The organism is Paenibacillus sp. JT31N17 (assembly GCF_056269255.1).
Genome location: NZ_JBWDNP010000002.1, coordinates 496,136 through 520,686 on the forward strand (window position 1 = coordinate 496,136; position 24,551 = coordinate 520,686).

Consider the following 24,551-nt stretch of genomic DNA (forward strand, 5'->3'; position numbering starts at 1 on the left):
AAGCCTGCGAATGCAAACGTGTTGGGGGATAACCGGCAATTGCTAAAATACGAAAAAAACTGCGGCGTTTGCTCCCGGAATCCAGCCGGCGAACGATCGTCGCAATTTTTTTGAAAATATAGGGAGGTTAGACGGCGAAGACCGTTTCCTCTTGTACTAAAATAAAAAAGCCTCACATCAGGAATCAATGCAAGGCTCTGATGCTTTATTATCGGTTTTTGCTGCGATTCTTGACCTGTTTATGGTATTGAGCCGCAGCTGCATGTGGCCGGTGCTGGGATTTTCCTTTCCCGGTACCGGCATTTTTTTGAGTGCGGTTTGATATCGTGGCTGTCGGTCCCATGAAGGAGTTGAACATTTTAAACATCGGTCCTATCTGCGAGAAAAAACCAAACATCTGTTGAAATTTCCCCATCATGGACATGATCCCGTCAAGACCGCCCGCTCGATTCTGGGCTTGGGCGGCAAATACCGGAGCAGATGGGGATTGTGGCGCAGCCGACTGATCGAGGGCATTCGAAGGTCCGCCCTGGGTCGGCAGAAAAGCTTTGGTTTTGGCTTTTTTGCTTCTTTGCACTTCAATCACTTCCTTTTAACATGATTAGTTTTACTTTCGTTAATCCCTTAATAAGGACGATCATGACAAGATATGCCGGGAGCCGGCAATCGGTATGGTTGATTAACTACCTGGGCGTAAATATGGTCCTTCGCCATGGTATGTTCGCCGGTTGTTTTGACGGCCCGTTATATGGGGGAATCAACGGGAGGGATTGGCATAAGGTGTGTCGATTCGCCCTTGCGGCGCATAATATATAGCAAAAAACGAATACTTGCGAGGGATTGGAATGAATTTTAATCCGAATCAGCTTTTCGATTGGAGCAAGTTCCTCCAGTCCTTTACTGGAGAAGAATCTATATTTTCCGCCTCGAATAACAACGATAAGGTCGAAGCCTATATGGAACAGGTCGGGGAAAAAATCCAGTCAATGGTAACCAAGTCGTTTCCCATGAGCGCGCAACCGGCACAGAAGGCCAAAGTATTCGAGACCCATAAATCCGTTTTCGTCCGCTGGAAGGTTCCCAAGAAAGTCGATCCCTTCAAAATCCGGATCCATGTCAACAACCAGCGGGTTCGTTTATCGAATATAGCCAATCACAAAAATTTTTCCATTCAGCTTCCATCACAGGTAACAACACGAGGCTGCCATGCCAGAATTCATAAAGGCATTCTTGAAATCCGCTTGCCTAAATCCTTAAAGCGATTAAAGGAAAAAGAGATCTTTATTTACGATTTGTAGGCTGAAATCCCTTATGAACCTTCCTACCATCCAAACATACAAATCTAGCAATATACAATCCTTCCTATCAGGGCTTGCATAAAGTAGATGATAGACAGGAAGACGAGCTGCAGGCATCGATCAAGCTGCGCTTCTTATCCTGGACTAACGTCTTCATAAGGGAGGTTTTACAGATGGCAGTGAGCAGAGAGCAGGTCAAGAAGCTTTGCGGAAAACAGGTCTACGCCTTGAAAAAAGACGGTTCGATGGTTTCCGGCAAGCTGGTTCAGATCAAGGGAAACCGCTTGATTATTGCACAGGAAAAAGGCAAAAACGTAAAAACAAAAGCGTTTCTTCCACTAGTGCTGTTTGATTTACTGGCAATCGGCACGGAACCCTTTGGTTTTGGGGGCGGATTTGGCTTTGGTCCGTTTGGCGGATTCGGGGACCCCTTCTTTTTCTAAAAAATGGCGGCTGTTCTCTCGGGCAGTATGAAGTGCGGGAGGCGGCTGCCGCTTCTTTCCGGCAGATAAGAAGGCCCAAGATGAGACTCGCCGCGAACTGGTATAATCAACATACATAAATCTAATAATGCTTGAATGACTATTTATTCCACATTGCATACCAGGGGGAACACTCGAATCTATGGCTACCTATCAATTTAATCCGGCTTCTCCGACGGAATCCCCGCCCCGGCTGCATCTTCTATTCTGGGGCAAGGAGGATTGCCTGCCGGGGCATGCGGCGGGACCGGGAACACGGGATGTCTACAAGATCCATTTTGTTCATAAGGGCAAAGGAATTGTACGCCGGGGAGCCAATACGTTTGAGCTTGCGGCCGGGCAGGCTTTTCTCATTTATCCCCATGTCGTCTATTATTATGAAGCGGATGCCGATGATCCCTGGACGTATTCCTGGATTGGTTTTCAGGGAACGGACGTTCCCGGGCTGCTGGACCGGACGCAGCTCTCCGATCTGCAGCCGGTATTTGTCATGGATAACAAGATCATGCCCGTGCTGTACGATCAACTAACAGCAGCAGACTCTGCTAGTCCCGCCTTCGATTTGAGACTGATGTCCGTATTCTATGAGTTCCTGGCTGCCTTGCTGGAATCCAGCGGGACTGAAGGCGCGCTCTCCACCCTCTCAGGCAGACAGGAGGAGTACGTTCAGCAGACGCTGGAGTTTCTGCACAGCCATTACAGCGAGGACATTTCGCTCGCCAGCCATGCGGACAGGCTGGGGCTCAACCGCAAATATTTGAGCGCGATATTCAAGAAGGCGCTGGACATACCGCCACGTGAATATCTGCTGCATTACAGGATGGAAAGAGCCTGCGAGATGCTTCTTGCCGGCAAACTGACGGTTGGTGAGGTTTCCCGGTCTGTAGGGTATCAGGATCCGCTGCTTTTCTCCCGCATGTTCAGGAAAGTGAAGGGAATCCCGCCGAGAAGATACCGGGAAGAATATAAGACAATCGGATATTAATCCATATAAGGCTTCCATTGCGTTATAGGCCAAGCCTCCTCTAATCCTTACAATATAGTAGAGAATACAAAAGGAGTGATTCATGTGGTTTATCAGGCGGATGCCAAGCGTTATGAAAAAATGACATATCGGAGAAGCGGAAGGAGCGGTCTTAAGCTCCCTGCCATCTCACTTGGGCTTTGGCATAATTTCGGCGGCATTGACAAGATAGAGAATGGAAGGCAAATGGTAAGAAGAGCTTTTGATCTGGGTATTACTCATTTCGATCTTGCGAATAATTACGGTCCTCCCGCCGGCTCTGCCGAGGAGAGCTTCGGAAAGATTCTGAAGGATGATCTCAAACCCTACCGCGATGAAATCATCATCTCTACCAAAGCGGGCTATTACATGTGGCCCGGACCCTATGGAGAGTGGGGCTCCAAGAAAAATCTGGTCGCCAGTCTCGATCAGAGCCTGACCAGGATGGGACTTGATTATGTGGATATTTATTACCATCACCGTCCCGATCCCGATACGCCGCTTGAGGAGACAATGTCGGCGCTTGATCTGATTGTCCGTCAGGGCAAAGCGCTTTATGTCGGCCTTTCCAACTATTCACCGGAAATGACGCTTGCCGCCTCCCGAATTCTGAAAGGGCTCGGCACGCCCTGCCTGATCCATCAGCCGCAGTATTCCATGCTGGCCAGAAATCCGGAGCACGGGCTGCTTGATGTTCTGGAAGCGGAGGGTATCGGCTCAATCGCCTTCTCCCCGCTCAGCAAAGGGATATTGACTGACCGGTATTTGAACGGGATTGCTGCTGATTCCAGAGCTGCCGGGCCGAGTGTGTTCATGAGTCCGAACGATCTGACTGAAGCTGTACTGGGGAAAGTGGCCAGGTTGAACGAGCTGGCTGCCGGGCGCGGCCAAAAGCTTTCCCAGATGGCCTTGGCCTGGACGCTTCGCGGCGGCAAAGTCACCTCCGCTTTAATTGGAGCGAGCAAGGTGAGTCAAATCGAGGATGCCGTGGGGACTGTGGGCAATCTATCCTTCACGGATGAGGAGCTTGCGCGGATCGAGCAAATTTTGGCCGAATAGTCTGGTTCCTTTGAAGCTTTCTTTCTCATGTTTTTCGGCGGGCAAGGTTTAAACCGTCCCTCCATCGGTGAAGCTGTTAGAAGCTGAAGCAGAACGGGAAGCGAGTGACACCGATGATGGAACCCAACGAAACCCAAGACGCGAATGAGAAGCTGAGCGACATTCTTGAACAAAATTTGTTTAACATTAAACGTGAAATTGGAAACAGCTTTGATATCAAGATCCGAACCTTTCAAAAACGGCTGTCGGACGGCTCCATGCTCCACGCCGGCGTTGTTTATACGGAAGGGATATCGGCCCTGCAATCAAAGATCAGCGATCTGTTCAGCGAAACCGAAACTGCAGGGAGTCTCTGTCTGCAGCCTTCTGAATGCATGGATGCCATGAAGCAAAGCATACTCACCGATGCCAATATTATCGATATTTTCAGCCTCGGGGAGCTCTTTCATTATCTGCTGGCGGGTTACTGCATCGTGATGCTGGACGGGACGCACAGAGCGCTCGCCGTCGACACGGTTGATGTTAAAGCCCGTCCGGTAGAGGAGCCGAGCGTTCAATCGGTCGTTCGAGGACCGCGCGAAGGCTTTAGCGAAGTGCTTAGCTGGAATACGGCCATGCTGCGCAGGAAAATCAAAAGCCGCAATCTATGGATGGAATCCCGCGTACTCGGGCGGGAAACGCAAACGACTATTGTGGTTGCCTATGTGAAAGGGATCGTCAATGACGATGTGCTTGAAGAAGTAAGGAAGAGGCTCGACCGTATCGATATCGACGCCATTCTGGAAAGCAATTATATCGAGGAATTCATACAGGACAAGCAGTTAACTTCTTTTCCGACCGTATTCAACTCGGAGCGGCCGGACGTCGTTGCGGCTCAGCTGCTGGAGGGAAAGGTGGCCATTCTGGTGGATGGCACCCCTTTTGCGCTGGTCGTGCCGGCGCTGTTTGTCCAGTTCTTTCAATCGCCAGAGGATTATTATCAAAGGGCGGATTTTGCCACCTTGATCCGGATTCTCCGGTTTCTTTCGTTCCATCTGACCATGCTGACCCCTTCCATCTACATCGCGCTTACAACCTTCCAGCAAGAGCTGCTGCCTACGACACTGATTTTTAATTTGGCAAGCCAGCGCGAGGGCGTGCCCTTCCCCGCTTTTCTGGAAGCTCTCATTATGGAAGTTACCTTCGAAATATTGCGGGAAGCGAGTGTCCGGATGCCCAAAACAGTCGGACAATCGATATCAATCGTCGGAACGCTCGTTATTGGCCAGGCTGCTGTCGATGCAGGACTGGTTACGGCAGGGATGGTTATCGTCGTATCGATCACCGCCATTTCCAACTTTGTCATGCCTGCGTTTAATATGGGGATAGCTGCGCGGATTCTGCGTTTTGCCCTGATGGCGCTCGGAGCCACGTTCGGTCTATTCGGCGTGTTTCTCGGGATTATTCTCATTACGGTGCGATTATGCAATCTCAAGTCATTCGGCGTGCCCTACATGTCTCCGATGGCTCCCATTCATTTTAAAGATCAGAAGGACAGCCTGTTCCGGTTGCCTCTTCCCTGGATGATGCTGCGCCCTGGAAGCATGAAGACAAAGAATCGTGTGCGGCAAAAGCATTATGCTGACGGGCCGGAGAGCGAGTCATGACGCTGCGGCATGTGTGGAAGCTGGCGGCGGTTTCATGTCTGGTGCTTGTGCTTTCTGGCTGCTGGAGCCGGCATGAGCTCAATGAGCTGGCGATTGTTGTCGGGATCGGGATAGACAAGGAGGGCGAGGATTACAAAGTATCGGTTCAGGTTGTTAATCCAGGCCAGGTGTCAACGCGCTACGGGATGTCAAACATCCTGAAGCCTATCGTTACTTATGCCAATACGGGCCAAACGGTGCCGGAAGCGATTCGCAAAATATCGCTGCTGTCCTCCAAGCGCTTGTACTTTGCCCACTTGCGGATGGTTGTGTTCGGGGAGACATTGGCTCGTCAAGGCATCCATAGGTCCATCGATTATATATCCCGCAATCCCGAGATGCGCAATGACTTTTTTCTAGTAGTGGCTAAAAAATCGACACCCGAAGAAATACTGAGCACCTTCAGCTCCATGGATCCGATACCGGCTAACAATATATATATGAAGCTGAGCAATTCCGATAATCTATGGGCCGCAACAGGCCAAATTTCACTTGACCGCCTGTTGATGGACTTGATGACAACCGGCAAGAATCCGACTATGACCGCTATAAAAATCGCCGGCGATAAAGGAATGGGCTTCAGACAGATGAACAATAACAGCATCAGGCCTGCAGCTGTTCTGGAATACGAGGGAATGGCCGCTTTTAATGGGGAACGGATGGTAGGCTGGCTGGATGAAGACCAGACAAAGGCACTCAACTATTTGCAGGATTCCGTTCATCAGACGCTTGGTGTTGTTCAATGCCCGGATGGCGGTTATGCTTCGCTTGATATAACGCATTCCAGGACGACAATCAAGGTGGGACGCGAAGGCCAACTGCCTGTCATTGACGCAACGGTCCGGCTTCAGCTGGACGTATCCGATGTGGAATGCCAATTGGATATGAGCAAAGTGGAGACGATTGATATATTCCGCAAGGCGGGAGAAGAGAAAGTTGTTGAGCTGCTGAAAAAGGGAGTGGAGTATGCCCAGAAGAAGCTTCGCTCGGATATATTCGGTTTTGGCCAGGAGGTTCATCGCCAGCAGCCTGCCATGTGGCACCGGATCAAGGATTGGAATACCGTATTTCCCGACATTAAAGTACATATCCATTCCATTGTTGAATTGAGGAAGATCGGAAGCACCGCTCAACCCATTCAAGAGGAAAAGAGGAAGTAAAAATGGCAGCGGGTAGCATATTTGGGATTTTTCTGGTGGCTTGCGTGATTTCTATTTTTGAAATCAGGCTCATCCGGAAGAAGGGAGGCAAGCTGGAAGTAACGGTTTTCATCGTGCTTTTGTCTGCCGCCTGCGGCTTGTTCATTGCCCAGAAGCTCCATGTGCCGATTCCTAATCCATTGGTCGGGATTGAAGCCTTGTTCAAGTGGGCGGGGCATTGAAATGAAAGCAATCGGATCGAGGGAGGGGTACCATGATTGGAAGCGAGCGTATAAGCATTCGGGCATTTACGATATTAACGTTCTTTTTCATGATCGGCACTTCGATTCTGATTGCGCCTAACGGACTGGCTCTCGCCGCCAAGCAGGATGCATGGCTGGCTGCCATTGCCGGGATTGCCATCAATCTGGTCCTTGTCTGGCTGTATGCTGTTCTGGGAGAACGCCACTCCGGCCAAACATTGGTCGAGTACAGCCAGACACTGCTCGGTAAATGGGCAGGGAAGCTGGTCGGGCTGCTGTTCACGCTGTTCTGCTATCTGCTTGCCGCATTAATGCTCGGAGATATGGGGTACTTCATGAGCTCGCAGATTATGACCGAAACGCCGATCGAAGCGCTGCAGATATTGTTTGTGGTTTGCATTGTGCTGGTCGTGCGCCAGGGCTTTACCGGATATTCGCGCGCATCCGAAATCCTGTTTATATGGGTTGTCCTCCTGTTAATATTGTTTACCGCTCCGCTTTTGCCCATATTTGACTCTGACCGCCTGAGGCCGGTGCTGGAATTTGGCCTGATGCCCATTCTTGACGGAGGGAGCCATTTTTTTGCGTTTCAGGAGATGGCGGTGCTGCTCATGGTTTATCCGTTTGTCGCTTCGGGCAAGGGACGGAAAAATGCGTTTGCGATTGGCACGGCGCTGGGCGGATTTGTCTTGATCCTTACTACCCTTGGCAGCATAGGCGTGCTGGGAGACGCCTTAACGGCGAACAACCTCTATCCGGTCTACACGCTGGCCAAGAACATCAAATTCGGCCGGTTTATCGAGCGTATCGAGGGCTTGATGATTTTTATCTGGGTTTGCTCGATTTTTTTGAAAATTACGCTTGTTTTCCATTCCAGCATAATCGGCTTCTCCCAGGTGACCGGCATCGGGGACAGGAGGGTATTTTTGTGGCCGCTGGCGATCGGGATGATTGTGCTGTCGCTCGCCTGTTATACGAACATCATCTATGTGGAATACTTTCTAATCACTTATTGGTCCGCTTTCGCTACAGTGTTTCTGGTCGCTGTACCCGCCCTGCTGCTGCTGGTCTCCCTGATCCGGAAGAAGAAGGCATTGTAGGTGCTTGCCAGCGGTTGTTCCTGTGGTAATATGGGTATATGCCATCGGGAAAATCTAAGGAGGCGCAAGCATGAAGATCAAAATGAGTGACCTGCCGGGCATCGGCAAACGAATATCCATGACGACAGCGAATGACGATCAGGTTGTCCTGATTGTTCATCATACCGGTTTGCGGGAGCTTTATTTTTTTGACGAGGACGAAGAGGAATGCAGGACGGGCTTCTCCTTGACAGCGGATGAAACGAGAGAGCTCGGGGCTCAATTGCTCGGGGCGACTTATCAGCCGGTGGATCTGGACCAAATGAGAATGTTCAAAAATAAAATCATGATCGAGTGGGTGGAGGTTGGTCCGAACTCCGCGCTTGCCGGCAAACCGATCAGGGAATCCAAAATCCGTACCAAAACCGGTGCTTCTATAACCGGGGTTGTGCGCGGTGATGAGGTGGTCGCCGTGCCGGATGCGGATTTCATCATACAAGCCGGAGACACGCTTATGATGCTGGGAAGCAATGAACAGATCGCAAAGCTGGCTCAGGTGTGCAAAGGTCTGGGGGGACTCTAGCCGATGGAGCATTTGCCCCAGCTTCTGGGAGCGGGTATCCTTCTCCTCTCCTTATACCTGGCTGCAATTTCCGGAGCCCGATTCCGGGTTCCGGGTATTATTCTTTATATCCTGGTCGGGATATTAGCCGGAGTCTGGCTGCGCGATTCCCATCTGCTTCATTCGGCGGGTGAGTTTGGCATCGTCCTGCTATTTTTTCTGCTGGGTCTGGAGTTTTCCTATGGGCGGTTGAAGTCGATTGCGGGGAAGGTCTGGCCGGCCGGAACGCTTGATGCTGCCCTTAATCTGCTTGTTACAATTGGCATCTGCTTTGCTTTCGGATTGGAGCTTGTACCTTCCCTGCTGATCGGCGGTGTGGTATTTGCTACCAGTTCAACCGTAACAGCCAAGCTGATGCAGAGCACCAAGCGGATGGCGAACGCAGAGTCGGAATTTATGCTTGCCCTGCTCATATTCGAGGATCTGGTTGCGCCTCTTTTTGTCGCGCTGCTCATCGGAATTGTGGAGGGACAGGATCTTTCGCCGGCTTTTTTCCTGCTGGTGCTGGGCAAAGTCGCGCTGCTTGCGGCAGGAGCCATTCTTATCGGAAGATTTGTGTTCTCCAGGCTGCATGATTTCTTCGACCGGATATTCTCGGAGGATTATTATATTGTCCTGACAGTCGGATTGGCTTTGACTTACGGCGGTCTTGCCGTTTATTTGGGTCTGTCTGAAGTGCTTGGAGCTTTCCTGGCGGGGATGATGCTGTCCGGCGTACGGAAAACGGAAGATATCGAAACCAAAATACTGCCGGTGCGCGACCTGCTGCTGCCCTTGTTTTTTGTATACTTCGGCACAACGGTGTCACTAGGCGAGCAAATTCCATACATAGGTTTGTTTATTACACTGCTTTTATGGTCGATGGCGGCCAAAATCATCACGGGTTATTACGGCGGAAAGTGGTATGGCCTTTCGAAGAAAGCCTCTCTGCGGGCCGGACTGTCTCTGACAACCCGGGGAGAATTCTCGGTCGTAATCGCCAGTCTCGCGGCCGGCTCCATCAAGCTGCTGTCCGGCTTGTTCGTTCTGGTCTCAGTTGTCCTGGGGATTGCTTTGTTCCAGCTCGCCCCGTGGCTTACCCGGAAGCTGCTTGGCAAACCTGCCGGATCGAAGGTGCGCGCAGGGACGAAATGATGTCAGGGTCTGCTGGCAAAGGGAGGCTGGAAACTGCGTCAGCTTTATGAGCAGAAGCACGACCCAATCCGGCAAACCTTTTATGATAGGGCTGACAGAAGGACTGCTTCATTTTGGAGAAAACGTCTTCTTCGGACGTTAAAGCGCTTAACCTTGCCTATTTTGCAAGACTACTCAACTTTTGACTGGAACGAGCCGAAATATAGGGTGAGTTTAATCAGTCAACTGGGGGAGTATCATCATGAAGAGCCAAACGTCGAGGCGGGGCTTCACAATCAGGTCAATACGCGCAAAATTATTCGCAGTCATCCTCATCCTCTCCATCGTCCCATTAGCAGGATCCGCCGTTTTTTTCACCAATTATCTGCTTGGCATCACCAAATCCGAGAGCAAGGAAGTCCAGCACGAAATCGCTACGCTGAATATCGACAGAATCGACGACTGGATGCAGTTGAAGATATCGTCGATGCAGGAGCTGCTGAAGGTTCATCCCGAATTCGCAGCAGGCAAGCCCGCACAGCTGCTGCCCTTGTTGAAAATCCTGGATGAAAGCGATAATCAGGTCAGCGGCTTTAATCTGATTGATCTCAAAGGCAATGCCATCGGCGTTGACAATGTCTCGATCAGCGTTGCCGACCGGGAATATTTCAAGAAGGTGCTGGAAACGAAGCAGCCGGTCATTTCGGATATGATCGTCAGTAAAAAAACAGGCGCTTATGTGCTTCCGATTGCCGTTCCGATCCTGGATGATTCGGGGAATGTGAACGGGATGCTCTCGGCCTCGGTGTCCCCCGAGACAATTACAGCCTTGACCGATAGCATCAAAATAGGGGAAACGGGTACCGGCTTTATCATTTCGGGGCTTGGTGAGTATTATACAAATGCCGACACAACGCGGATCGGCAAAAAAATTACCGGGTTCGAGACAAGCCCAAGCGCGCTGAAGGCGTTCGCAGCCGTTCAGGGAAACAGCAGCGGGAGCATCACATACAAGGATAACAACGGAAAAGAAATGTTAACCTATTATGACAGTATTCCCAATACCTCCTGGAAGCTGATCGTATCTGCGCCGACAAGCGAGCTGTACGCAGCGGCAGCCAAAGCGCAGACGATTGCGATCATCGTGGTGGCGGCGGTTCTGCTTTTGATCGTGCTGGTCTCGATTTATATTACCAGAATCATTGTCAGGCCGCTGTTGAACATATCGGCTGCGATGAAGAAAGTGGCGGAAGGCAATCTGAACGAAAGGGTTGACACCCGCTCCAAGGACGAAATTGGCGACATGAGCCGGAATATCAACGCCATGATCGATACGCTTGCGGGGATCGTCATGAAAATCAATCATACGATCAATCAGGTGACGTTGGCTTCGGAGGAGCTTCTGGAATCGGCCGAGCAGTCCTCCAAAGCAGCCGCCTATATCGCAGCATCCATCCAGGAGGTGGCAAGCGGGGCTCAGACGCAGCTGGAAGGCGCAGAGCAATCCTCTATCGCCATGGAGGAAATGGCAGTGGGCATCCAGCGTATAGCCGAATCATCGGGAAGCATCTCCGAGCAGACCGGCAATGTGACGGATGAGGTGGAGAAGGGGTATGATCAGATCGATTCCGCCATCCATCAAATGAATGTAATCGGCACGGCAGCGGATCAGGCCGCCTCTGTAATCACCCAGTTCAACAAGCATTCCGAGGAAATCGGCAACATCGTGGATGTGATATCGGATATTTCCAACCAGACGGCCTTGCTTTCATTGAATGCATCTATTGAAGCCGCAAGGGCGGGAGAACAAGGCAGAGGCTTTGCTGTCGTGGCGAACGAAGTCAAGAAGCTGGCCGAGCAGACGAAGGATTCGGTATCCAGCATAGTGGCACTGATTGAGCTCATTCAGCAATCCTCCACCCAGGCGGTGGATTCCATGGAGAAGAACGTAACGGAAATCAGCGGCGGAATAACGAAGATGCAGCATGTTGGCGAGGCTTTTGCCACAATCCGTTCCTCTGTCCGCCAGGTGTCGGAGCAAATGCAGGAGGTTTCCGCGACGACCGAGCAAATTTCTGCGGGGACGGAGCAAATTACCGCTTCCATTGACGGTATGGTTAGCATAGCCAAAGTCGCAACGGATAATTCCCAGACCGTGGCCAGCTCGTCGGAGGAGCAGTCCGCGATTATGGACAGCATTACCTCATCGGCCCAATCGCTTAACCGGATGATGCGGGAGCTTAAGGAACTGGTCAAAGTATTTCAAACATAGATCAAATTAATCTGCAGGGAACCATCACCCCCGGAGCTTAAATGAATGCCTGACCGGGCATTTCATTTCGGTTTCCGGGTTTTTTTAATAGGATGAAAGGTTAAAATTACGCCATATTTTTCTCCCTTTCTGAGGGAAAATAACCAGCTGCTCCGCCAGCGGACGGCGACCGCCCGTTTCTTCTTGCTTTAGCGGAAACGCATCCGGAACTCCTTGGGCTTGAACCCGGTATAGCGGCTGAAGCAGCGGATAAAGTAAGGGAAGGAGCCGAAACCCGTCTCCTCGGCGATTTTGCCAATGGCATGATTGCTGTGGATGAGCATGCGTTTGGCCTGTTCGATTCTGTGGCGGGTTACATATTCCAGCGGTGTGCAGCCGAAGGCCTTCTTCATGCAGACGGCGATATAATTAGCGTGAAAATGAAGCTCCTCCGACATCCGCTTGTAGCCGAGGGGCTCCTTGTAATGCCGCCTGAGGAATGCTGCCGCCTCGTCGGCAATGGCCAGATAAGGGCTGGCGGCGGACATGCCGCTCTCCTCCTGAAGCTGCAGAAGAAGCTCCTGAAACAGCTGCTGCTGAGTCCACCTTGCAGAGACAGACGGCTGGATCTGATGCAGTCGGAGCTGCCTGATCCGGTCGGTCATCGCTTCGGGATCAAGCAGCTTCCCGAACCTCGGGAGATAGAAGACGAACGATTCCGTCTGCATATCTGAATAGTCCTGCTGCGGGGGAGTGAACGGCTGCGGCTCCTTCTCCCCGCTCCATGAACCGAATGTCTGAAAGTGAAGCCAATAGAAGCGCGTTTCCTCCTCACAAGGCGTTGTCGTCCGGTGGGCGCGATCCGGGCGGAGAAGGACGAAATGCCCTGCTGAAACGGAATAGACTTCTCCCGCTTCTTCCAGATGAAGGCATCCTCCGGTCACGACCAGCAGGTCGAATACGCCAATGCCCGAGCGGCTCGGGTGCCTGCCACCGATCGGATAGGTGTCTTCGCCGCAGACGATAAAATGCGGCATGGGTGGAGAGATGAATTGGAGCATGGCAAGCATCTCCCTTCTTAAATGAGCTTCTTCTATAATAAGCTCTTACCGCTGTTCACGCAAAAGAAAGGCACTCCTTATGATGTTGTGATTGGATAAAAACCGGTTTTATTCGGATATCTGAATTTCGTGCCATACATGTTATATTCGAGCAGGAATGCATAAGCGGGAGGGGAAATGGCAATGAACCTGAGGACGGCTTTTGAAGCGCTGCCGCTCGGACGTATCAAACCTGCCGGTTGGCTGCGGAATCAGCTGCGGATTCAAGCGGACGGCTTTACGGGACATCTGGATGAGCAGTGGACCGATGTCGGTACTGACAACGGCTGGCTCGGCGGCAAGGGCGAGAGCTGGGAACGGGGACCTTATTACGTTGATGGGCTGCTGCCCTTGGCTTACCTCTTGGAGGATGAACAATTGATTGCCAAGGCGAACCGTTGGGTAGAGTGGTCGCTTGCCAGCCAGAAGGAAGACGGCTCATTCGGGCCGGAACGCATTGAAACGGTCAATAATGATGTGAACAAGAGACAGGACTGGTGGCATTACATGATCATGCTGAAGGTCATGACCCAGCATGCCGAAGCTGCCGGGGACACGCGGATCATACCGTTCCTCACGTCTTTCTTCAAATATGTTCACTCGACGATTGCAGAGAACCCGCTTCAGGGATGGGCAGAGGCCCGCGGTGCGGAAATGCTGCTTAGTATTCAATGGCTGTACAAAAGAACAAACGACGCTTTCCTGCTTGAGCTGGCCCGGCAGGTAGCGGGGCAGACGATAGACTGGACGGAGGTATTTCACGATTTTCCGTTCTGGCGCAAGGTGGAGGAATGGGATTGGAAAACCCATGTCGTCAACGTGGCGATGGGGATCAAAACACCCGGTGTGTTGTATGAACTCAGCGGTGAGCCTCTGGAGCGGGAGGCCGTGCACCGCGGCATTGACAGCCTGATGACCTATCATGGACAAGCGCATGGCATGTTCTCCGGCGATGAATGGCTCTCCGGCACCCACCCGAGTCAGGGCGTCGAGCTTTGCGCCGTTGTGGAGTACATGTTCTCGATGGAGCAGCTGACGCGCATATTCGGTGAAGGAAGATTCGGTGACATTCTGGAGAAGGTCGCATTTAATGCCCTGCCTGCAGCGATTTCCGGAGACTGGACTTCACATCAATATGATCAGCAGGTGAACCAGATTGTCTGCAATATCGCACCGCGCAGCTGGAGCAACGGACCCGATGCCAACCTGTTTGGTCTGACTCCGCATTTCGGCTGCTGTACGGCCAATATGCATCAGGGCTGGCCCAAGCTGGCATCCCATTTATGGATGCTGGACGGCAAAGGCGGATTGGCGGCTGTATCCTATGCGCCTTGTACAATCAGCACGCAGGTAGGGGAAGGGGTTGAAGCGAAGCTGGAAGTCAGCGGGGATTATCCATTCCGGGATGAGGTCGCCATCATGATTACCCTTGCGCAGCCGGAGCGCTTTGCGATTTCATTTCGCATACCGGAATGGTGCATGTCGCCGGTCCTGACGGTGAACGGTGAACCTGTGGTCCTTCAGTCTGTGAACGGATATGCGAGAGTAGAGCGCGAGTGGGGGGATCAGGACAGACTTCTCCTGCATCTGCCCATGGAGGTCAAGACAGTATCGCGTAATTTGTACGCGTTCAGCGTGGAACGCGGACCACTGGTGTATGCACTTCCGATCCAGGAGAACTGGCAGCTGCTCACCAGACGCGAGATGTTTCACGATTGGGAGATTTACCCGGGTTCGGCATGGAAATACGGTCTTCTCTCCGATACGGATTATAAAGTAAGCTTGGCGGATATTCCTTACCAGCCCTTCGATGCGGCGAACGCGCCCGTTCGGTTGAAGGCAACCGGCCAGCTTGTCCGCGAATGGAAGATGGAGGGCAACAGCGCCGGAACGCCGCCGCTTCATCCGGATACGGAGGGACAACCGCTGAAGGAGCTTGCTCTTGTTCCATACGGCAGCGCAAAGCTGCGGATCGGGGAATTTCCCCTTATCGGCAAGCGCAAGCCAGGAACGCGCTGACAGGATTTTATGGGAAAAAATGAACGCTGCCGCCAGCGGACGGCAGAGCCGTTTATTCTTGACCAGTTCCGTTTAATATATGAAAATAAAGTCTTTTCAGAAGAAAAAAGGCGCACTTATGGTCAAAGGTTTGGTATAATAAGAGAGTAAGACGAATGGATGACAAGAAGGAGGCTGGCCCATATGGCACGATATTTGTTCGCTTTTGAAGTGAAATCGTCCGGTAAAAAAGGTGAATTCAGCTGGTCTGCTGAAACAGAAGAGGAAGCGCGCGCGAAAGTGCTGCTCAAAATCGCCGATTTCGAATTTTCGGAGGTTGAGGATATCCAGCTTGGCGACTTGCTTGAAGTACGGACAACGACCGGAGATCAATATTATGAATGCGAAGGCTGCAGCGCTTAAATATAACGCTGCCTTCCTTCCATTAGTTGATAGGATGGGAACATATCCGCCTTACCTGAGACACGCAAAATAAAACCGGCCCAATGTCCAACGACACGGGGCCGGTTTTATTTTGCAGATTAGCGCAAGGAAAGGACAAGAGGATCAGATCATCCGGCTCCACTGCCGGTATTTGCCCGGCGGCAGACCGGTATGCTCTTTGAACCATTTGGTAAACGCATGAATGGAGGCGGCACTGAGCCGGTCGGCAAGCCGGGCGAGAGGTTCATCGGAATGAATGAGCGCATGCTTGGCAAGCGCAAGCTTCTCCTTCATAAAATAATCATAAGGCGCAAGGCCCGTCTCCCTGCGGAAAACCCGGCTGATATAATCGGGATGGTAGGAGGTCCATGTTTCGAGCCAGCCCCTGTCATATTTATCCTCGGCATGCCGATGCAGGTTCTCGGCGACGAGACGGACGATTGGACTGCCGGTGGCACGGCCCAGATGGGGAAGCTGCTCCCCCTGCTTGATGGAGATGATCAGCTCCAGAAACAATGATCTCAGCAGGAGGGGGATATAATCATAATCCATCCGGTAAAGCTCCACGATTCTGGCAAACCGCGGTTCAATACGATCCAGATGAAGCGACTGCTTATCCCCGAACATCAGGGAATCCTCTTCCTTGTCGCTTTTAATCATCATGGTATTTGGTATTGGCGCAGGGGATTCGTCTGAATCCACTTCAATGACCGATATCGCTTTGACGCCCCCGCGGGCAGGCAGCGGCGCCTGCCAGGAGAAATGGATGCCGTACAGAATGAACGGATCCTGCCGGTCGGCTGTAAAGGTATGGACAACATGGGGCCCATAATAAAATAAATCCCCTGGCTTCGCCTCGTACGCTGCGGATTGAATAAGGGCTTGCCCCTGCCCGGAAACGACCAGAATAAACTGATAATCCGCGATATACCGCGGACCGAATGAGCCTCCTGGATCGCCTGTATACAGATTGGCATACGAAACGACAGGCGTCAGCTCGTTCCACTGCAGGCATGCGGCCTTCAATTCCACATCCGGTACCCCCTTCGATATAAAAGTCGGCAAACGTTAAAAATCCGTCTGAGCAAAACAAATACAACCCCATGTAACTAGCATATAGTGTAAGTAAGAAATCGGCAATGAACAATTATCTGTTCGAAAGGGGTACCTCTATGAGCGAAAACAACCCGCTTCAGGACACGGCTTTGATGCCGGCAACCCGTAAATTTGAGGATGCGACACCCCTTCTGGAGCAGCCCGTGAAGCTGCTGGAGAAGGCGAAGGAAAAGGGATATCTGTTTTTCAAAGGTTTTTTTGCCAGAGAGAGCATTCTGAATGTCCGCAGAGCCATTCTGCAGATTCTGCAGGAGCAGGGACTGCTGGATCCCGGCCATCCGCTGATGAGCGGTTATGCCGACCAGGCCGCGCTTGACCGGTTGAGCGAGGAGGATGCGAACTGGAACGGCGTCGGCGTGCCGTACGAGGTTTATCTTGCCGTGCAGAAGCTGGAGAGCTTCCATGCCCTGACCCATGAGCCGAAGCTGCTCTCTCTGTACGAGGTATTGTTCGGCGCCAGAGTGATTCCGCATCCGCGCAATATCGCAAGGGTTATGCTGCCGCACCGGTTTGCGCATGCAACGCCGCCGCATCAGGATTTTCTGCACATCCAGGGCGATTATGACACCTGGACGTGCTGGATCCCGCTGGGCGACGTGCCAAGGGAGCTCGGCGGCTTGTCCATTCTCGAAGGCAGCCACAAGGCCGGCCTGCTTGGAGTGACCGGCAATCCAGGGGCGGGAGGCCTGGAGTCGATTCTTTGCGGCATGGGCTGTGAATGGGCAGAGGGCGATTATGAGACCGGCGACTTCGTTACCTTCCACAGCCTGACGGTTCATAAGGCGCTGCCCAATAAGCAGCCCGGCCGCGTAAGGCTGTCCTGCGATTACCGGTTTCAGTCCGTCGAGAATCCGATTGAGCGTGCCTCGCTCCTGCCCCATGGTCCCTTCAGCTGGGATGAGCTGTATGAGGGCTGGGAGCGCAAGGAGCTGCAGTATTACTGGAAGCAGGAGCAGTTCGAGTATACTTCGTTCGACGAGTCGATACGCTGGCAGAAGGATAAGATTTGTTAGCTCTGCCTTAAGGTGAACGCCGCTTCTGTGATTGAATCGCGGGGCGGTGTTTTGCTTGTGTTGGTTTCTGTCTGATATTCGTGGACGAAGGGAAACATGAGCTGTAAGCCCGAACCGGTTGGGAAGCAATGAAGACTGCTTGCGGCATCAGGCACGCGGCTCCAGGGACTTATCGTCTCATAAATGGACGTGAACGGCCATTATTATTTAGGACTATGTAATCAACAAACGGTCAAATTTAGTTCCTGCGAACCTTGGGTCTTAAAGTTTAAAATTGGTATAGTATGGTTAATTTGTTTTTGTGCTGCGTATTTATGACGGGGCTGCGGCATGGGGATTTTCTTATTACATACAGTTGAGAAGGGATGATGGCTGGTGAACAAGAAACGTTTGATGAACAACACAGCTCGTCTGGCGCTTGCGGTTAGCCTTGTTTTTGGAGCTTCGCTCGTGACCAAGGCGGAAACGACCCATGCCGACGATATGGGCTGCTACGGCTGGTTCGATTTCGTCTACAAATCGACGGGAGATTTGAATTTTGCCAATTATCATTTTATGGTCTGCCGCGGCGAAGCCGTCGCTCCGAAGCTGCATAAGGCTGGCGAGCTGATACCGGTCAATCCGATTATCCCAGGTCCGGGCGTTTCCCTTGAACCGCTCAATCCAGCCGGCCCGCTTGTGCCGATTGCGCCAATCGGCGGCCCTGTATTGCCCATTCGCGGCGGATTCACACCCAGAATTGCACCTTGATCAACGTTTTATAAAGGAAAGGAGTGGAGGACCGGCATCAAGCCAGTCCCCACTCCTTTTTAGCTTCCGCTATCGTTTTGAGCGGCGCTTCCAGAGCGGTCTCATGCGCAGTGGGCTTTTTGCCGATCCAGCGTCCGTCGACCGGCTCGCTTGCCAGCTGGTACCTTGTATCGCAGCTGATACGGATCCGGTCGGTCACATTGACGGTGGAGCTGTGCATCGTGAACATGCCGAAGAAAATTGCATCCCCCGCTTCAAAATCGCTTGTAGCCCAGCGTCCGCCATATTTCTCGATAAGCTCCAGCGGATCCCGGGAGAATGAGCCCTCCGTTCTGTCGCGGTCGACATCCATCTGCCCATAAGTATTGCGGACATGCTCCCAGCGGTGCGAGCCGAGCAGAATCGCAAGCGTGCCCATCTCGATCGGGGTATCGCCGACAGGAGTCCACAGCGTATACAGATTAGGCGTTCCCCTGCCCATATAGACGATATCGTAATGAGCGTCGGTTGAGCCGCCGGTTGCGATGGCGCGGAGCCATTTGTAATCATAGGTGGATGCCGCTCCGCCAAGATAATTTGTGAAGAAATTCATCACCCGGGGTGAATTGACCAGTTCCAGGAAGGCCGGTTTGTCCGTATTTGTGCCCCCGAGGAAGGCGCTTTTGTTATCGGGGCCGACAAGTCCAGCCTCCGGATCGGCATCGGGCGCCAGCCTGCCGCTCTGATGTAGCTGATTCAGAATTTCGGAACGGGCCTGCAGCACCTGATTGCGGTCATGAAACCCCCGAATAAATATATATCCGTCCTCTTCCATCCTGGCCTGCAAAGCCGCCGCATCCTCGCGGATATCGCTGGATTCGCGCAGCGCCGTCAAATACGGGCCTTCCATTTCCAGCTGATGCACTCCCATGCTTACCTTCATTTGATCATCTCCTTTGTCTTCAAGATATCAAAACTGGCAGCTCCTTTCCCATGTCTGAATGTTGGATCAATTTGTATATTTGTGTTATAAGAGGGATAGCTGATTACGAGCAAGAAGTCCGAAACGGAGTGAGAATATGGCGCTGCCCAACATCGATCGTTATATGGTTCCCAAGCATATGAGCGACTTGTATATGAGTTATTACGGGAGCCAGTCCTGTCCTCCGGGATGGCTCTATGGGCCGGCAATGCGGGATCATTATTTATATGTCCTGGTCATGAACGGGCGTGGGCTGTACCGGGTAAGAGACAGGGATTATCCGCTTGCGGCGGGTCAGGCCTTCGTGCTGTTCCCGGGGGAGCTTGCGATGTACCGGGCGGATGACCTGGAGCCGTGGGAATATACATGGTTCGGGTTTAACGGGGAGCTGGTGAACGTCTTCCTGACGCAGGCAGGGATCGATGTTGATCATCCGGTGATCACGCATCTGCAGCCCGACCGGCTTCATCGCCTGTTTGGAGAGCTGTTCGGTTATGAGGGCGGGGATGAGCGGCGGGATGAGCTTTTCTATACCGGATGCCTGAGCGGCATGCTGGCGGAAATTTGCCGGGGCGAGAATCGGGACGGCAGATCGGGGGTGAGAGGACAGGGTGAGCAGTATATCCTGCAGGCCCGGAGCTTCATTCAGCAGCATTATGACAAAAACATCCAGATTCAGGATGTCGCCTCCTACGTAGGACTGGATCGCAGCTATTTGTCCAAGCTGTTCAAGACCAGAACCGGCATTTCGCCTTACGAATATGTGATGAGCCTGCGATTGTCCAAAGGCAAGCAGCTTCTGCAGGAGACGGATCTGCCGATCGAGCATATTGCCCTATTGCTGGGCTTCAAGGATACCTTCCATTTCTCCAGCTTCTTCAAACGGAAAACCGGGCAAGCCCCGCTGCATTACCGTCAGAGGCAGTGGAGCAAGGAATAGCCGCATAAGAAAGCTCAAGTTACAGTTGAGCGGTGATTCCGGTCGTCTGTCCAGGGGCTTGACCGGGTTCGGAGCGGAAGCCGCAACAATTGCGGTGGTGAGCTGTCCCTTGCCTATCCGTTCAGCCGTTTCCAGCAGGAGCTGAACGCGGTTGAAGAGCATTCAAACGCCGGTATTCACTCGGTGTGAAGCCTGTTTTCTTTTTGAAAATGATCAGAAAATATTTCATGTCCTGGTAGCCGACCTGCTGGACGATTTCCTGGACGCTTTGTCTGGTAAGGGCCAGCAGACTGCAGCTTTTCTCGATCCTTTTATTCTGGACATAGCTCGTGAAGGTGCAGCCCAGCTGGCTTTTGAACAGCCGGTGAAAATGCCTTTCGCTCATTCTGCAGGCCTCTGCCAGCTGACGGGCGGTGAGGGGTTCCGCAAAATGTAGATCCATATACTGTACGGCCATATCCAGAGAGTCGTTCGTCCCCCTGGCGAGGTCAGCCGAATGGCCTTCTCCCTGAAGATGACGCTCCAGCATGACGGCGAGCTCAAGAAACAGACTGTAGAGCCTGGCGATATATCCCGGTCTGCGCTGCATGTATTCGCGGTAAGCCAGCTGAAACCAGGCTCCAATCTGCCCGTCATGATCCCGGAGCCGATGCCATATTGAACCGCCGCCGGGATGAATCCGCAGCAGCTGCATGGCACCGGCAAGCGAACCGACACCGGGAAAAGAAGCCAGCTCCTCCGCCAGTCGCTCCGGCTTGAATATGCAGTTGTACACGATAAGCGGGTGGTTCGGCTGCGGGCTTGTGGGGCGGAACACATGCGAAACTCCAATAGGGAGGATGAACAGATCGTTCTTGGCTACCTGCATGACATCTTCCTCCACGTAATGAAAGCCCGAGCCTTCATCGATATAGGCCAGCTCCATAAAGTCATGCTGATGCAGCTGCAGCCGGAACGACTCGTTCACGCGGTTGAAGAAGAAGGGCAGGGCATCCTCCTCAAATAAGGTCCACGGCGTCAAATCAATCGGGGTTTGCACCATATGGGGTCACTCCTCAAGGGATGTAATAGATAAGCTCGTCCTGTTTTCAAGCTCATGTCATTATACCCCCGTGAATATGGCAGGAACAACCGTATTTATTCTGATTCAATCGCTTACAATGGACGAGAGGAATGACGGGCTTCCGTGAAGACCGGAGATGGATATCGCCGGAGCGGGGGAAGCTGGTTTACGTAAGCGCGGTCAGACTTTCTGACCGGGATTCTTGGCAGCTTTCATGAGGAAAGGTTGGGAGAAGGATGAGCAAGGAATGGTCTGCCCAGTGGATATGGGGAGGGGAGGAGGAGAGCCCGCGCAATGAATGGCGCTGCTTCCGCCGCAATTTCGAGGTCCCGGAAGATCCCGGTGAAACGGAGCTGCGCATCAGCGCCGATTCCCGGTATGTGCTGTATATTAACGGTGCCCAGGTTGGCCGCGGACCTGTCCGCTCATGGCCCAAGGAACAGTTTTATGACACTTATGAGGTTGGTCATCTGCTCAAAGCCGGCAGGTCCAATACGATTGCCGTGCTTGTTATGCATTTTGGCGTAGCCAATTTTTATTATATCAGAGGGCGCGGCGGCTTGATTGCCGAGCTCGGGAGCAGGCAGACAGACCGTGCAGGCGGATTGATCGTGGCGACGGATGACTCGTGGAAAACCTCGCGGCTGGAGGCGCAGGATCCCCGCTCTCCCCGGATGGCATGCCAGCAGGGGTTTGCCGATATTTACGATGCCCGCAAATGGGATGAGAGCTGGAACCAGAACGGCTTCGACGATGCGGACTGGGCCTCTGTCTATTCCATCGGCGCGGTCGGCAGCGGTCCGTGGAAATCGCTTGTGCCGCGGGATATTCCGTTTCTGACGGAAGAGAAGATGATGCCTTCCCGGATCGAATCGTTCCAATGGGTGAAGATGCCCGCCTGGACAGGCGCGTTTGATCTGAGGGCCGCATTTATGCCCGGCACGGTGGATCATGCCGACAATTCGGCCTACAGCGGCTATCTGGCGACCCTTCTGACCCTGGAGCGAAGCGCCAAGGTCACGATTGGGTTTGCCGGCGGTCTGCGCACGGAGAATGTTTTTGTGGACGGCATCCGCTGCGGGGACTGGTATGGCGTACTGCCCGAGAGATTCAGCGATTTGCAGCTGGATGCGGGCGAGCATCTGCTGCTGATCGATATCTCCGCAAGCGATCATGGCGGCAGCTATCATATCGCGGTGGACAGCGCAGAATTCTTCGAGCTCCGCTCGCCGATCAGCGGCGGGAGCGCCGGGGAGACGCCTTTTGCGATGATCGGTCCGTTCGATACGGTCGTCAATGTGACGTATAAGGGCGTCCGCCGCCTGGATCTGGAGCAGCCGCAGTATCAGGCTGCCGCCGGAATCAGGAATAAGAAGGATATGGATGCCTTCCGGGATTGGATCAGGCCGCTGCCTGCCGCCTATTACAACGAGCAGGATGTGCTGGGAGCCAATATGTGGCGGACAGACGTCATCCGCGGCAATGTGACGGCGCAGCTGGAGCAGGGCATTATCGCTTCACCGGAGCCGGGACTGGTTCCTGTATCCGCAGATGGATACGACAGCGAGCTTGTGATCGATTTCGGCAAGGAATGGTCAGGCTTTATCGGCTTTGAGGTGGAGGCGGAGGAAGGCGCCGTCATTGATCTCTACGGACTGGAATATATGAACGGCGATTACCGTCAGCATACCTATGGACTGGATAACACGATCCGGTACACTTGCCGGGAAGGCCGCCAGCAGTATTTGTCGCCGGTACGCCGGGGCTTCCGGTATCTGATTCTAACCGTGAGGGGAGCCGCCAAGCCGGTTAAGCTGTATGATGTATATGTTAATCAGAGCAACTATCCGGTAACGGAAGCGGGCGCATTCCAAAGCTCCGATCCGCTGCTGAACCAGATTTGGGAAATCAGCCGCCATACGACGCGGCTGTGCATGGAAGACACCTTCGTGGATTGTCCCGCATATGAGCAGGTATTCTGGGTGGGAGACAGCCGCAATGAGGCGCTGGTCAATTTCTATGTCTACGGAAGCCTGGATATCGTCAAGCGCTGCCTGAATCTGGTGCCCGGCTCAGCCGACATTACGCCGCTTTATCTCGATCAGGTGCCAAGCGCATGGAACAGCGTTATCCCGAACTGGACCTTCTTCTGGGCGATCGCCTGCGCGGAGTATGTCGAGCATACCGGAGACCGTGCATACGCGGCTGAGATTTGGCCGGCTGTGCGCCATACGCTGGAACATTATTTGACCCACATCGACGATTCGGGATTGCTGAATATCAAGGGCTGGAACCTGCTGGACTGGGCTCCTATGGATCAACCGGATGAAGGCATTGTCACCCATCAGAATATGTTTCTCTATAAGACACTGCGCAAAGCGGACGGGCTTGCGGCAGCGGCGGGTGAAGCAGGCTCCGCATTCCCGGGTGCGGCGGATTCGCTTCTTGCGGCGATTAACGAACAGCTGTGGGATGAAGGGCAGCAGGCCTATCTGGATTGTATTCATACGGACGGAAGACGCTCGGATATTTTCAGCATGCAGACCCAGGTCGTCGCCTCTCTGTGCCGCATCGCCGAAGGGGAGCGGAAGGAACGGGTCGCAGCTTATCTCGTGCAGCCGCCGAAGTCTTTCGTTCAGATCGGCAGTCCGTTCATGTCCTTCTTCTATTACGAAGCGCTGGCGCAGGAGGGGCATTACGGACTGATGCTGGAGGATATCCGCGCCAACTATGGCCAAATGATCGAGCATGGCGCTACGACCTGCTGGGAGATGTATCCGAACTTTGCCGAGAACCGCGCTTCAGCGGATATGCTGACACGCAGCCACTGCCATGCCTGGTCGGCGGCTCCCGGTTACTTCCTCGGCGAAAGCATCCTCGGCGTGAAGCGGGTGGAGGACGGCTGGCGCCGCGCGGCAATCGCGCCCCAGCCATGCGGCTTAAGCTGGGCCAAAGGCAAGGTCCCTCTGCCGCAGGGCGGACGGATTGAAGTTGAATGGCATGTGGAAGGAAATCTCATGAAGCTGAGCGTTTCCGCGCCGGAGGATGTCGAACTGGATATCTTGATTCCCGAGGGACTCACCGGCGAGGTTCACATCGTCAAAACCCCGGAGAACGGTTCTCTGACTCTCATATAAATTCATATGGTCTGACCACAGTCATTCCACCCTTA

22 protein-coding genes are annotated in these 24,551 nt (G+C 53.0%); 17 read left to right on the forward strand and 5 right to left on the reverse strand.

Annotated elements, in window-relative coordinates; translation table 11 throughout:
- Window positions 1-208 precede the first annotated feature (208 nt).
- Window positions 209-577: a hypothetical protein gene (locus AC0YOB_RS09720; RefSeq protein WP_475792671.1), complete on the reverse strand. Its 369-nt coding sequence runs from the start codon at window positions 575-577 to the stop codon at window positions 209-211.
- A gap of 268 nt (window positions 578-845) precedes the next feature.
- Between AC0YOB_RS09720 and AC0YOB_RS09725 the strand changes: the two genes are divergently transcribed.
- The 11 genes from AC0YOB_RS09725 (at window position 846) to AC0YOB_RS09775 (ending at window position 12,015) form a co-directional block, all read left to right on the forward strand.
- Window positions 846-1,298, forward strand: coding sequence for an Hsp20/alpha crystallin family protein (locus AC0YOB_RS09725; protein WP_475792672.1), 453 nt, complete (start codon window positions 846-848; stop codon window positions 1,296-1,298).
- A 173-nt stretch (window positions 1,299-1,471) separates the two neighbouring features.
- Entirely contained in the window at window positions 1,472-1,741 is a 270-nt protein-coding gene (locus AC0YOB_RS09730) for a hypothetical protein (protein WP_475792673.1), read from the forward strand.
- Between the two features lie 181 nt (window positions 1,742-1,922).
- Window positions 1,923-2,765, forward strand: a complete 843-nt coding sequence (locus tag AC0YOB_RS09735) for an AraC family transcriptional regulator (RefSeq protein ID WP_475792674.1) — start codon at window positions 1,923-1,925, stop codon at window positions 2,763-2,765.
- Window positions 2,766-2,885: 120 nt separating this feature from the next.
- Window positions 2,886-3,842 (forward strand): aldo/keto reductase, encoded by a 957-nt coding sequence (locus AC0YOB_RS09740; RefSeq protein ID WP_475769370.1) that lies wholly within the window; start codon window positions 2,886-2,888, stop codon window positions 3,840-3,842.
- Window positions 3,843-3,955: 113 nt separating this feature from the next.
- Window positions 3,956-5,488 (forward strand): spore germination protein, encoded by a 1,533-nt coding sequence (locus tag AC0YOB_RS09745; RefSeq protein ID WP_475792675.1) that lies wholly within the window; start codon window positions 3,956-3,958, stop codon window positions 5,486-5,488.
- Window positions 5,485-6,687 carry a Ger(x)C family spore germination protein gene (locus AC0YOB_RS09750; RefSeq protein WP_475792676.1) on the forward strand — a complete coding sequence of 401 codons (1,203 nt, stop codon included), beginning with the start codon at window positions 5,485-5,487 and terminating at the stop codon, window positions 6,685-6,687. The genes AC0YOB_RS09745 and AC0YOB_RS09750 overlap by 4 nt, the downstream gene beginning before the upstream one ends.
- Window positions 6,688-6,689: 2 nt before the next feature.
- Window positions 6,690-6,908 (forward strand): hypothetical protein, encoded by a 219-nt coding sequence (locus AC0YOB_RS09755; protein WP_475792677.1) that lies wholly within the window; start codon window positions 6,690-6,692, stop codon window positions 6,906-6,908.
- A gap of 32 nt (window positions 6,909-6,940) precedes the next feature.
- Complete coding sequence (locus AC0YOB_RS09760) at window positions 6,941-8,029, forward strand: GerAB/ArcD/ProY family transporter (RefSeq protein ID WP_475792678.1); 1,089 nt, start codon at window positions 6,941-6,943, stop codon at window positions 8,027-8,029.
- Between the two features lie 70 nt (window positions 8,030-8,099).
- Window positions 8,100-8,591, forward strand: a complete 492-nt coding sequence (locus tag AC0YOB_RS09765) for a cation:proton antiporter regulatory subunit (RefSeq protein ID WP_475792679.1) — start codon at window positions 8,100-8,102, stop codon at window positions 8,589-8,591.
- 3 nt (window positions 8,592-8,594) lie between these two features.
- Entirely contained in the window at window positions 8,595-9,764 is a 1,170-nt protein-coding gene (locus AC0YOB_RS09770; RefSeq protein ID WP_475792680.1) for a cation:proton antiporter, read from the forward strand.
- A gap of 241 nt (window positions 9,765-10,005) precedes the next feature.
- Entirely contained in the window at window positions 10,006-12,015 is a 2,010-nt protein-coding gene (locus AC0YOB_RS09775; protein ID WP_475792681.1) for a methyl-accepting chemotaxis protein, read from the forward strand.
- 188 nt (window positions 12,016-12,203) lie between these two features.
- Here the strand turns inward: AC0YOB_RS09775 and AC0YOB_RS09780 are convergent, their stop codons facing one another.
- On the reverse strand, window positions 12,204-13,055 hold the full coding sequence (locus tag AC0YOB_RS09780; protein WP_475792682.1) for a helix-turn-helix transcriptional regulator: 852 nt from the start codon (window positions 13,053-13,055) through the stop codon (window positions 12,204-12,206).
- Between the two features lie 183 nt (window positions 13,056-13,238).
- On the opposite strand from AC0YOB_RS09780, the gene AC0YOB_RS09785 reads away from it, so the two are divergent.
- Window positions 13,239-15,113 (forward strand): beta-L-arabinofuranosidase domain-containing protein, encoded by a 1,875-nt coding sequence (locus AC0YOB_RS09785; RefSeq protein WP_475792683.1) that lies wholly within the window; start codon window positions 13,239-13,241, stop codon window positions 15,111-15,113.
- A 183-nt stretch (window positions 15,114-15,296) separates the two neighbouring features.
- On the forward strand, window positions 15,297-15,515 hold the full coding sequence (locus tag AC0YOB_RS09790) for a hypothetical protein (protein ID WP_210037345.1): 219 nt from the start codon (window positions 15,297-15,299) through the stop codon (window positions 15,513-15,515).
- Window positions 15,516-15,659: 144 nt separating this feature from the next.
- On the opposite strand, the gene AC0YOB_RS09795 is transcribed toward AC0YOB_RS09790, so the two are convergent.
- Window positions 15,660-16,568, reverse strand: a complete 909-nt coding sequence (locus AC0YOB_RS09795) for an AraC family transcriptional regulator (protein WP_475792684.1) — start codon at window positions 16,566-16,568, stop codon at window positions 15,660-15,662.
- Between the two features lie 140 nt (window positions 16,569-16,708).
- On the opposite strand from AC0YOB_RS09795, the gene AC0YOB_RS09800 reads away from it, so the two are divergent.
- Both AC0YOB_RS09800 and AC0YOB_RS09805 read left to right on the forward strand, forming a co-directional pair.
- Window positions 16,709-17,665, forward strand: a complete 957-nt coding sequence (locus AC0YOB_RS09800; RefSeq protein WP_475792685.1) for a phytanoyl-CoA dioxygenase family protein — start codon at window positions 16,709-16,711, stop codon at window positions 17,663-17,665.
- A gap of 375 nt (window positions 17,666-18,040) precedes the next feature.
- Entirely contained in the window at window positions 18,041-18,415 is a 375-nt protein-coding gene (locus AC0YOB_RS09805; protein ID WP_475792686.1) for a hypothetical protein, read from the forward strand.
- A 37-nt stretch (window positions 18,416-18,452) separates the two neighbouring features.
- On the opposite strand, the gene AC0YOB_RS09810 is transcribed toward AC0YOB_RS09805, so the two are convergent.
- Window positions 18,453-19,337: a phytanoyl-CoA dioxygenase family protein gene (locus AC0YOB_RS09810; protein WP_475792687.1), complete on the reverse strand. Its 885-nt coding sequence runs from the start codon at window positions 19,335-19,337 to the stop codon at window positions 18,453-18,455.
- A gap of 136 nt (window positions 19,338-19,473) precedes the next feature.
- Here AC0YOB_RS09810 and AC0YOB_RS09815 point away from each other — a divergent pair, with 136 nt between their 5' ends.
- Window positions 19,474-20,316, forward strand: coding sequence for an AraC family transcriptional regulator (locus tag AC0YOB_RS09815; protein ID WP_475792688.1), 843 nt, complete (start codon window positions 19,474-19,476; stop codon window positions 20,314-20,316).
- A 121-nt stretch (window positions 20,317-20,437) separates the two neighbouring features.
- Here the strand turns inward: AC0YOB_RS09815 and AC0YOB_RS09820 are convergent, their stop codons facing one another.
- Complete coding sequence (locus AC0YOB_RS09820) at window positions 20,438-21,358, reverse strand: AraC family transcriptional regulator (protein ID WP_475792689.1); 921 nt, start codon at window positions 21,356-21,358, stop codon at window positions 20,438-20,440.
- 257 nt (window positions 21,359-21,615) lie between these two features.
- Here AC0YOB_RS09820 and AC0YOB_RS09825 point away from each other — a divergent pair, with 257 nt between their 5' ends.
- Window positions 21,616-24,516 (forward strand): family 78 glycoside hydrolase catalytic domain, encoded by a 2,901-nt coding sequence (locus AC0YOB_RS09825; protein WP_475792690.1) that lies wholly within the window; start codon window positions 21,616-21,618, stop codon window positions 24,514-24,516.
- Window positions 24,517-24,551 lie beyond the last annotated feature (35 nt).

Bases quoted from the DNA above. Each gene is read 5' to 3' on its own strand.
- AC0YOB_RS09785 (WP_475792683.1), top strand. From the start codon at position 13,239: ATGAACCTGAGGACGGCTTTTGAAGCGCTGCCGCTCGGACGTATCAAA.
- AC0YOB_RS09760 (WP_475792678.1), top strand. From the start codon at position 6,941: ATGATTGGAAGCGAGCGTATAAGCATTCGGGCATTTACGATATTAACG.
- AC0YOB_RS09730 (WP_475792673.1), top strand. From the start codon at position 1,472: ATGGCAGTGAGCAGAGAGCAGGTCAAGAAGCTTTGCGGAAAACAGGTC.
- AC0YOB_RS09725 (WP_475792672.1), top strand. From the start codon at position 846: ATGAATTTTAATCCGAATCAGCTTTTCGATTGGAGCAAGTTCCTCCAG.
- AC0YOB_RS09825 (WP_475792690.1), top strand. From the start codon at position 21,616: ATGAGCAAGGAATGGTCTGCCCAGTGGATATGGGGAGGGGAGGAGGAG.
- AC0YOB_RS09750 (WP_475792676.1), top strand. From the start codon at position 5,485: ATGACGCTGCGGCATGTGTGGAAGCTGGCGGCGGTTTCATGTCTGGTG.
- AC0YOB_RS09815 (WP_475792688.1), top strand. From the start codon at position 19,474: ATGGCGCTGCCCAACATCGATCGTTATATGGTTCCCAAGCATATGAGC.
- AC0YOB_RS09735 (WP_475792674.1), top strand. From the start codon at position 1,923: ATGGCTACCTATCAATTTAATCCGGCTTCTCCGACGGAATCCCCGCCC.
- AC0YOB_RS09820 (WP_475792689.1), bottom strand. From the start codon at position 21,358: ATGGTGCAAACCCCGATTGATTTGACGCCGTGGACCTTATTTGAGGAG.
- AC0YOB_RS09810 (WP_475792687.1), bottom strand. From the start codon at position 19,337: ATGAAGGTAAGCATGGGAGTGCATCAGCTGGAAATGGAAGGCCCGTAT.
- AC0YOB_RS09755 (WP_475792677.1), top strand. From the start codon at position 6,690: ATGGCAGCGGGTAGCATATTTGGGATTTTTCTGGTGGCTTGCGTGATT.
- AC0YOB_RS09770 (WP_475792680.1), top strand. From the start codon at position 8,595: ATGGAGCATTTGCCCCAGCTTCTGGGAGCGGGTATCCTTCTCCTCTCC.
- AC0YOB_RS09745 (WP_475792675.1), top strand. From the start codon at position 3,956: ATGATGGAACCCAACGAAACCCAAGACGCGAATGAGAAGCTGAGCGAC.
- AC0YOB_RS09765 (WP_475792679.1), top strand. From the start codon at position 8,100: ATGAAGATCAAAATGAGTGACCTGCCGGGCATCGGCAAACGAATATCC.
- AC0YOB_RS09775 (WP_475792681.1), top strand. From the start codon at position 10,006: ATGAAGAGCCAAACGTCGAGGCGGGGCTTCACAATCAGGTCAATACGC.
- AC0YOB_RS09740 (WP_475769370.1), top strand. From the start codon at position 2,886: ATGACATATCGGAGAAGCGGAAGGAGCGGTCTTAAGCTCCCTGCCATC.
- AC0YOB_RS09800 (WP_475792685.1), top strand. From the start codon at position 16,709: ATGAGCGAAAACAACCCGCTTCAGGACACGGCTTTGATGCCGGCAACC.
- AC0YOB_RS09790 (WP_210037345.1), top strand. From the start codon at position 15,297: ATGGCACGATATTTGTTCGCTTTTGAAGTGAAATCGTCCGGTAAAAAA.
- AC0YOB_RS09780 (WP_475792682.1), bottom strand. From the start codon at position 13,055: ATGCTCCAATTCATCTCTCCACCCATGCCGCATTTTATCGTCTGCGGC.